At 49.9% G+C, this 782-nt stretch carries 1 rRNA gene; it reads left to right on the top strand.

Annotated elements, in window-relative coordinates:
• Positions 1 to 782 (top strand): 23S ribosomal RNA (locus GXK58_RS26820); the annotation flags it as partial.

Here is a 782-nt window from a genome sequence, read left to right as displayed (position 1 = left end):
TGAACCAGTACCGTGAGGGAAAGGTGAAAAGCACCCCGGAAGGGGAGTGAAATAGAACCTGAAACCGTGTGCCTACAACAAGTCAAAGCCCGTTAATGGGTGATGGCGTGCCTTTTGTAGAATGAACCGGCGAGTTACGATTGCATGCGAGGTTAAGTCGAAGAGACGGAGCCGCAGCGAAAGCGAGTCTGAATAGGGCGTTTGAGTATGTAGTCGTAGACCCGAAACCATGTGATCTACCCATGTCCAGGTTGAAGGTGCGGTAAAACGCACTGGAGGACCGAACCCACGTACGTTGAAAAGTGCGGGGATGAGGTGTGGGTAGCGGAGAAATTCCAAACGAACTTGGAGATAGCTGGTTCTCTCCGAAATAGCTTTAGGGCTAGCCTCGGAATTGAGAATGATGGAGGTAGAGCACTGTTTGGACTAGGGGCCCATCTCGGGTTACCGAATTCAGATAAACTCCGAATGCCATTCATTCATATCCGGGAGTCAGACTGTGAGTGATAAGATCCATAGTCGAAAGGGAAACAGCCCAGACCACCAGCTAAGGTCCCAAAATATATGTTAAGTGGAAAAGGATGTGGGGTTGCACAGACAACTAGGATGTTGGCTTAGAAGCAGCCACCATTTAAAGAGTGCGTAATAGCTCACTGGTCGAGTGACTCTGCGCCGAAAATGTACCGGGGCTAAACGTATCACCGAAGCTGTGGATTGACATCTACGATGTCAGTGGTAGGAGAGCGTTCTAAGGGCGTTGAAGCTAGACCGTAAGGACTGGT

The organism is Bacillus sp. USDA818B3_A (assembly GCF_009928415.1).
Taxonomy (GTDB): domain Bacteria; phylum Bacillota; class Bacilli; order Bacillales; family Cytobacillaceae; genus Neobacillus.
This window is presented reverse-complemented; position numbering and strand designations above follow the sequence as displayed.